Source organism: Bacillus sp. P4_D3, assembly GCF_056401855.1.
The window spans coordinates 1-2,114 of sequence record NZ_JBFUIN010000543.1 but is presented as its reverse complement, the minus strand read 5'-3'; the positions used below and the strand labels follow the sequence as shown (position 1 = coordinate 2,114).

At 32.3% G+C, this 2,114-nt stretch carries 3 protein-coding genes and 2 pseudogenes; 3 read left to right on the top strand and 2 right to left on the bottom strand.

Going from position 1 to position 2,114, the window contains the following annotated elements:
* Positions 1 to 199: CcdC protein domain-containing protein (locus AC1DTM_RS23860; RefSeq protein ID WP_477001045.1), on the top strand; the 199-nt coding region annotated here is incomplete at its 5' end.
* Positions 200 to 339: 140 nt separating this feature from the next.
* Here the strand turns inward: AC1DTM_RS23860 and AC1DTM_RS23855 are convergent.
* Both AC1DTM_RS23855 and AC1DTM_RS23850 read right to left on the bottom strand, forming a co-directional pair.
* Positions 340 to 771, bottom strand: coding sequence for a DUF2621 domain-containing protein (locus tag AC1DTM_RS23855; protein WP_016105853.1), 432 nt, complete (start codon positions 769 to 771; stop codon positions 340 to 342).
* A gap of 103 nt (positions 772 to 874) precedes the next feature.
* Entirely contained in the window at positions 875 to 1,171 is a 297-nt protein-coding gene (locus AC1DTM_RS23850) for a hypothetical protein (protein WP_016105852.1), read from the bottom strand.
* A 254-nt stretch (positions 1,172 to 1,425) separates the two neighbouring features.
* Between AC1DTM_RS23850 and AC1DTM_RS23845 the strand changes: the two are divergent.
* Both AC1DTM_RS23845 and AC1DTM_RS23840 read left to right on the top strand, forming a co-directional pair.
* A pseudogene (locus AC1DTM_RS23845) lies at positions 1,426 to 2,003 on the top strand (AAA family ATPase).
* Positions 2,000 to 2,114: pseudogene (locus tag AC1DTM_RS23840) on the top strand (DJ-1/PfpI family protein); the annotation flags it as partial. The pseudogenes AC1DTM_RS23845 and AC1DTM_RS23840, both read left to right, overlap by 4 nt.

The window sequence follows — 2,114 nt, the reverse complement described above, 5'->3', positions numbered from 1 at the left end:
ACTTGTAGTGCGTATCGTGTTTAAAACATACTTAAGCCAATCTCTTGATTTAGGACAACTTAGCGGTATGTTCTTCTTACTTGCGTTTGCAATGATTGTGTCATGGAGAATTGCGATGTACCGTTCCTTTACGAAATTACAGAAGGAAATGGAAAAAGAAGATGGTTTTTATAACGAAAAAGATATGAAGCTAACTTGAAAACTGTATATGTATAAAAAAAGACAGCGTCAAAGGCGCTGTCTTTTTATTGGTATTGTTAACATCTTCTGTCCCAACCACGACGTATAAAACGTTTACCATTGATGTTAACTTGTTGAAAATAGGGGGGGAAATGAAGATTATTTTGCAAGTAAAGTTTTATAATTCGAATAATCAATCTCTTTTTCTTGCAATTTTTTAACTAAAAATTTATGATCACGTTTTGGTGTGGCAATGATATATCCTTTAATAATTAAATCTTGTGTAATTTGAGAGGCATTTTCTTGTAAGGCGAGTTCTCCAATTTTACCAGCAATTTTTGATTTAGCAACATCACGAAATAGTTCAGGAACAGGGCTTACGAGTTCTTCTAATAATTGTTTCTGCTCGTTATCCCATAAGTGTCGTGTTTGATCAATGTAGTGTTGCTCCCAATCTAAAATGGACATACCATCTTCTTTCGGTAACCGTTTTAGGAATTTTCTGAACATGAAATATCCACCAATAGACATAAGTCCTAATAATACAACAGTCCAAACGACAATAAACCAACTAAACCATCCTTCTAGCAATCGTATTCCCCCTTAACGAAAGCAGTTTTCTTTTATTTATATTATAAACAGTGAGATTCATAGAAAGCAAGAACGCTTGGTCAATTTGACCAAGCGTTGTAGTTTAAACGAAGTATAGTTGTTCAACACGTAAAATATCATTTTCATCTTCTACATATTCAATGATAAGAGTGCCAACTTTACGATCTTTATCTTCGGTTGTGAAAATAGAGTAAGAAGTAAAACGTGTTGTTGATAGGCCGCTTATATGTGTAGGTAAAGAAATGTAGTTGTTATCGCGGAAGAATTCCATCAGTTCGATATCTTCAAATTCTTTTCGGTCAACTTGTTTATTTGTATAGCGGCGTTGAAGTTGTTTTAAAGATTCATTCCAAGAAATTGCTTTTGTGTCGTATACCATTGTTCTATCTCCTTACTGTATGTAATCATTAAGAACATACGTTCCAGATTAGTATACTCTTTTTATTAGAAAAGGGAAAGCAAAAAATAATGTAAGCTTGGATTTCCAAGCTTACATTATTGATGCGTCCGTCATAATCTCTATTTTTTATTATAAGTTAGATAAGAATAAGAAACAAGATGATATATATTTTGTTGATTGTTTTCAAAATTCTGTATATTATCAATGTATTATAGGAAAAGGGAATGAGAGGGATGGCATACGTAATTTCACTTCAAGGACCTATGGCAAGTGGAAAAACAACATTGCCAAAAGGTTAGAACGATGTGGGCTTTCAGTTATATATGAAAACCCTTATCCAATTGTAGAAAAGCGGAAAGAATTAAATTTGGATATTTACACAAAAGATGGGTTTATTACAAATCAAAAAATGTTTATTGAAGCAAAAATAAAAGAGTTTCAAAATGTAAAGGAATCGATTGTTATTTTTGATCGTGGACCAGAAGATATTGAGTTTTATACACTCTTTTATCCGACGATTATAGGAGAAGAGTGGGATATAGAAACAGAATTGAAAGAAGAACTATATAAATTAAGAGAGTGCCGTTCGGATGCAATTTTTTATTTAGATGTTTCGAAAGAGAATTTGTATGATAGAAAAAATAATGATAGGGCAAGAAATCGAAGTACATTTGAGGAACAATTTAGATTAGTAGAAGTTGAAAAAGAATGGTATAAACAATTTCCCGTAACTTATGTGGACACTAATATATTATCAGTGGACGAATTAGAGGCATATTTTATAGGGTGGCTAAGGGAGAAAAGGCTATGAAAAAAATATTATTATTCGTATATCCGACATTTGCGGAGTTTGAAATTACAGTAGCAACGGCATTGCTGAAAAATAAATATGAGATTATTACAGCGGGTGTAACGAAAGAAA